This window comes from Bradyrhizobium sp. UFLA01-814, assembly GCF_046718885.1.
In the GTDB taxonomy this organism is placed as follows: Bacteria; Pseudomonadota; Alphaproteobacteria; order Rhizobiales; family Xanthobacteraceae; genus Bradyrhizobium; species Bradyrhizobium elkanii.
Genome location: NZ_JAQOSR010000306.1, coordinates 1 through 5,001, shown reverse-complemented (window position 1 = coordinate 5,001; position 5,001 = coordinate 1). Strand labels below are relative to the sequence as shown.

The following is a 5,001-nucleotide window of genomic DNA, read 5'->3' as shown; positions in this document are numbered from 1 at the left end:
GTACCAGACGCCGCGGCCTTCAAAGGCATCGAGATTGTCGATCTCGGGCCGGCGATAGCGCGCCCCGCTGGCGACCACCACGGATTTCGCGCGCAGCGTATGCCCGCATGCGGTGTCGAGCACGAATGCGCCGGACGCTTTCGTGCAGTCGAGTGATTTGATCGAGACCGGGATCAGCATCTCGGCGCCGAATTTCTGCGCCTGGTTGAAGGCCCGTCCGGCCAGCGCCTGGCCGGAGATCCCGGTCGGAAAGCCCAGATAGTTTTCGATGCGCATGCTGGCGCCGGCCTGGCCGCCGAAGGCGCGGGAATCGAACACCGCAACCGACAGGCCTTCCGACGCCGCATAGACCGCGGTGGCAAGCCCTGCCGGGCCGCTGCCGACCACGGCGACATCGTAGAGTTTTTCATGCGCGCTGTTGCCGATCATGCCGAGCGCCATCGCAAGCGCGGTCTCGGACGGATTGCGCAGCACCGTGCCGTTGGGACAGACCACCAGCGGCAGCTCGGCGCGCGTCGGCGAATAGCGCGCGACGAGGTCGGCGGCATCCTTGTCGGTCTCGGGGTCGAGGAAGTGGTGCGGCTGGCCGTTGCGCGCCAAGAAATTCTGCAGCGACGCCATGTTGCCGACCGAGGCGGGGCCGATCAGCACCGGCCCGCCGGCGCCGCCCTGGATCAGGCTGACGCGGCGCAGGATCAGAGCGCGCATGATGCGCTCGCCGAGATCGGCCTCCGCGACCAAAAGCGCACGCAGCCGGTCGGGCGGCAACAGCAGCGTCTCGACCACCCCATCGGCATGGCCGTCGACCAGCGCCGGGCGGCCGGAGAGCTGGCCGATCTCGGCGAGAAACTGGCCCGGTCCCTGGTCGATGATCGGCGCGACATGGCCGAGGCCGTCGCGCTGGGTGATCGAGACATTGCCCGACAGCACCACGAACATGCCGGGCCCGGGCTTGCTGGTCTCGAACAGCGCCTCGCCGTCCTGGTATGAGCGCGGCTCGCCGAAGCGGCGCATCCGCTCGATCTCGTGCGCGGTCAGGGTCGGAAAAGTCTGCTCATGGCGCGGGAAGGCGTAGGCGGTTGCGCTCAGCCGATCGATCGTCGTCTCATCTACAGCCATATCGGCGACCCGCTTCCTTATAACAATGCGCACGAACCGGGTTAACGGCGCGGCTCGTTTCCGCCGGCGTCATCTAGCGAGCCATCGGCTGGTTCGGAAGCCACATCCTCGCGACCGCGCGCCTGCGATTTCCGTCGCTTCAGATTTTCGCGCAGCGCCAGCTTGAGACGATCCTGTCGTGAATCCTTCACGCGGGCTCCGGCCTGCCCGCCGCCTCTGTCCTGATCGCCTGTCATTCTAGAACTCTCGAACCGCCGCCGCCCTGCGCGAGGTGAGCATAGCCAATGGCGGGTGCCCGCGCACCCTGCCCGGTCGGCCAGTTGCGGCGATATGATTCGGCGGCGAGCGCGGATCGGGATAGTTTCGACGCGATCGGGAACCCAATCCGGCCGAAATCGGCCAGATTGGCCGGAATCATCGGCGAGGCCGTCGATTTCTGCCAATTTCAAGGGCGACCGGGGCGCTGTTTCGCTTGCGCCAAGGGGAGGCCTGTGGCAAGAACCGCCCGCTTGGACGGGCCCTTGGGGCCGATTCAATTTTTCCCGGGCATGCTGCCGTAGCTCAGTGGTAGAGCACTCCATTGGTAATGGAGAGGTCGACAGTTCAATCCTGTCTGGCAGCACCAGGATCTTCATCGCACTGCGACTGAACCGAAGACCTCCCTACCCGCCCTGATCCCACTATCCCCTCGCCAAAGACAGCCCTCCGTTCTTTCGTACGAAAATCTACTTTTGGTTGATTTTCGGCCGGAGCTATACTTCTATGTAACTGTAGTTACATGGCGAATTTCAAAACTCCGCAATACGATAGGGAATTGGGGGATTTCACGTGCGCATCAAAACCTTGCTGCCGACGGCTCTTGCGCTGTTGGCATCCTCGTCCGCATTCGGCTTTGAGTTGGTCGATATTGAGCGTGCTTCGGGCTCGCCGCCGGTCATAAGAGCCTTCGACAGTCCCAGGGACGTCTTCGAGTACGATCTCAAGGTCCGCAATCTCTGCGACAATGCGCAGAGCTTGAACAACGTGGCGTCGGACTGGGTCGGAGCGAAGCGAACCGGCAACATATTCCAGGATGGATTCAATATTCACGACCGGTCTGTCGCCCTTGCGGCCGTCGTCACGTTCCCGAATGCCAAGAGTGACCAGATCAAGCAGGTCAAGGTACCGATCATAGCGAAAGCCAACTTTGGCGACGTTCAAATTCAGAACTGCGAAGGCACCATCATCACCGACGTTCCGGCGAACGCGAAAGTAAGGCTGCACTTTGAGTACAAGCAGTCGGACACCATTCGATTCAATGACCCGACGAAGTTTGTGAGCGGGATTGCGACGGTCGGCACCAGTGCTGTCGCGTTGGGCTCCCTGGCCACGGGCACCGGTATTGGATCGGCGATCGTTCCTGTCGTCTCCTATCTGGAGAAGAACAGCAACGCCATCACCACGCTCAACAACGGGGTGAACTCGATCATGGCGTCGTTTGCGGAAACCAGATCGCCCGATCCCAGGCAGTATGAGATCAGGTCAACCGCCAGCAACATCAGCTACAGAAGCGGCCGAAAGACCGTTATCTCGATCGACAAGATCGTGCGTGACACCGGGCCGGATATTGACGGCGGAAACGGCTGGCTCGGAGTGGACAGGGCCTTTTCCGATCGGTACGGCGAGCTTCAAAGCCAATTCAACAATGCCCAGAATGCGGTTGATTCTCCCTGGTCGGCAAATCTGCCCAAGTTCTGCGCCAAGCTCAGAGGCTATGTGGATGGCGCGACCAAGGGAGACCGCTTCGCCTCGGCTCTTGGTATCGGATTTCACGCCTTCTACAACTCGACGGAGTATGGCGGGAAAACCTGTCTGAACTCATGGGAAATCGCCGCTCTGAAGGCGCACCATTTCGCTCCGCCGTTCCCTGGTGCCTGGCCGACCAATGCGACGCCGTCCGCACCCGCGGTCGCTGCACGGTCTTTGCCAAGGCCGCCCGGCACATCTGCCCGAATGGCCAACGCTCTCGCTTCACGCTGATGATCTGAACACACCCTGTCGGCGCCGAACGGAGGCGCCGGCAGGACGTGGCTACCGCCTCTCAGGGAGGATTATGCGATCCGGCGGCTACCGCCGGGCCTGAGCCGTCACGTGACCGCTCTATTTTGATCGCTATCCGCGCAATCGGCCCTTCGCACCGCTTCCGCGGATCAATGCGCCAGCAGCGCGCCCATCCCGCCGATCGTCAGCACGACGTAGAACGTGAACACACTGCCGACCCATTTCCAATCGATCTGATCGTGTTCGGGGCTGAGGCTTTCGATGATGCCGTGCATGATGGCTTCCTTTAGAACTCACCTGTGTGGCGTATAACCCGCGCCTCGAGCACGTCATGTGACTCACTTCACATTTTGCCATCGCGGAGCGGACCCAGCGTGACCGGCCCAGAACTAAAGAAATTACGCGAACATCTCGGCGAGGCGCTCGGCCGCGAGCTGACGGCGGCTGATATGGCGAAGCTGTGCGGGCTGTCGGCTGCCGGCGGCGCCGAGAAGCTGCGCAGGTGGGAAGTCACCGGCCCGACCCCGAAGGTTGCCGCCCTGCTGCGCGTGCTGGCGATGGCGAGCGAGCACTATCCGATCCTGGAGAAGTTCGACGTGTTCGATCGCCACGACGTTCCGGTCAGGGATCGCGCCGCGCGCCGCCAGGCGTTCCGCGAGCAGATGCGCGATGACGTGCGCAAGCGACTGGCCTAGCCGGCGGCTTGGTTAACGGGAAATGCGCGCCGCGCGCACCGCGTTAAGCCTTGCTTCATTCCACCTTAAGCGTTCGTTAGGCACAACAAAACGTTTCGCCGCAAAGGCTGCGACTTAACGCTCCGAGCAGCGTTCGGGTGACTGCATTTTATTCAAATGCGGTCTAACCCATCCGCCATGGATGGCGCCATTCACGCTGCGCCTCATGACTTGTCCGGAGACTGCCCCCATGAAGACGTTCCTGCTCGCAACCGCAGCCGCCGCGGCTGCCGTCGCTGCCTTTGGCGCGACCGCCAACGCCGCCGATTTCAACCGTGGCTACTATCAGAAGGCGCCCGCGCCTGTTTACGCCGCGCCGCTCTACAACTGGACCGGCTTCTATCTCGGCGGCCATCTCGGCGGCGTGTTCTCCCAGAACAACAACTTCAACGGCCTCGCGCTGTCCGACTCCGACGCCCGCTTCATGGGCGGCGTGCAGGGCGGCTACGACTGGCAGCTGTCGCCGATGTGGGTGATCGGCGTCGAAGGCCAGTATTCCTGGGTCGGCGGCCACCAGCTCAACGCTATCTTCCCGGGCGGCTACGTCTACAACAACAACCAGCGCGGCATCGGCTCGATCACCGGTCGCGTCGGCTACACCTGGGGTCCGGGCCTGATCTATGTGAAGGGCGGTTACGCCTATTCCGACAACAACGAAACGGTGACGCTCGGCGGCGCGCCGGTCGGCTTCACGCTCAGCGACAACCACAGCAACGGCTGGACCATCGGCGGCGGCGCCGAATACATGTTCGCGCCGAACTGGTCGGCCAAGGTCGAGTACCAGTACTACGACTTCGGCGACAGCCGCTTCACCGCGCCGGGTGCGCTGGTGCCTGTCGGCAGCTTCCACAATGACGAGCACACCGTGAAGGCGGGCCTCAACTACCGCTTCAATCTCGGCAACCTCGGCGGCCCAGCTTACGGCCGCTACTGAGAATACTACCCACAACCGATAGTGGAAAAGGCCGGCTCACGCCGGCCTTTTTGCGTCATGTCGCGAGCATCGATTCCGCACAGCGAACCAACATGGCGGCGATGCCCGGCAGCCCTGAATAATCCCGCAGATCGTCGCAATTTTCCCGATTTTGTTAACCGGCCGCACCGATAC

Annotated in this window: 6 protein-coding genes and 1 tRNA gene; 4 read left to right on the top strand and 3 right to left on the bottom strand. The window is 62.5% G+C overall.

Annotation, left to right across the window (positions count from 1 at the left end; translation table 11 throughout):
* Both PMN64_RS41985 and PMN64_RS41980 read right to left on the bottom strand, forming a co-directional pair.
* On the bottom strand, positions 1-1,119 hold a 1,119-nt coding region (locus PMN64_RS41985), incomplete at its 3' end, for an FAD-dependent oxidoreductase (protein WP_411785009.1).
* A gap of 41 nt (positions 1,120-1,160) precedes the next feature.
* A complete protein-coding gene (locus PMN64_RS41980; protein WP_225160827.1) occupies positions 1,161-1,355 on the bottom strand; it encodes a hypothetical protein in 195 nt (64 codons plus the stop codon).
* A gap of 314 nt (positions 1,356-1,669) precedes the next feature.
* Here PMN64_RS41980 and PMN64_RS41975 point away from each other — a divergent pair.
* Together PMN64_RS41975 and PMN64_RS41970 are read left to right on the top strand one after the other, a co-directional pair.
* Positions 1,670-1,744 (top strand) — tRNA-Thr (locus PMN64_RS41975).
* 203 nt (positions 1,745-1,947) lie between these two features.
* Positions 1,948-3,138, top strand: a complete 1,191-nt coding sequence (locus tag PMN64_RS41970; RefSeq protein ID WP_411785008.1) for a hypothetical protein — start codon at positions 1,948-1,950, stop codon at positions 3,136-3,138.
* Positions 3,139-3,308: 170 nt separating this feature from the next.
* Here PMN64_RS41970 and PMN64_RS41965 read toward each other — a convergent pair whose 3' ends face one another.
* Positions 3,309-3,434, bottom strand: a complete 126-nt coding sequence (locus tag PMN64_RS41965) for a hypothetical protein (protein ID WP_411785007.1) — start codon at positions 3,432-3,434, stop codon at positions 3,309-3,311.
* A gap of 99 nt (positions 3,435-3,533) precedes the next feature.
* Here PMN64_RS41965 and PMN64_RS41960 point away from each other — a divergent pair, with 99 nt between their 5' ends.
* Entirely contained in the window at positions 3,534-3,854 is a 321-nt protein-coding gene (locus PMN64_RS41960) for a hypothetical protein (RefSeq protein WP_028338941.1), read from the top strand.
* 229 nt (positions 3,855-4,083) lie between these two features.
* Complete coding sequence (locus PMN64_RS41955) at positions 4,084-4,827, top strand: outer membrane protein (RefSeq protein ID WP_411785006.1); 744 nt, start codon at positions 4,084-4,086, stop codon at positions 4,825-4,827.
* Positions 4,828-5,001: the final 174 nt, after the last annotated feature.

Bases quoted from the DNA above. Each gene is read 5' to 3' on its own strand.
- PMN64_RS41980 (WP_225160827.1), bottom strand. From the start codon at position 1,355: ATGACAGGCGATCAGGACAGAGGCGGCGGGCAGGCCGGAGCCCGCGTG.
- PMN64_RS41965 (WP_411785007.1), bottom strand. From the start codon at position 3,434: ATGCACGGCATCATCGAAAGCCTCAGCCCCGAACACGATCAGATCGAT.
- PMN64_RS41955 (WP_411785006.1), top strand. From the start codon at position 4,084: ATGAAGACGTTCCTGCTCGCAACCGCAGCCGCCGCGGCTGCCGTCGCT.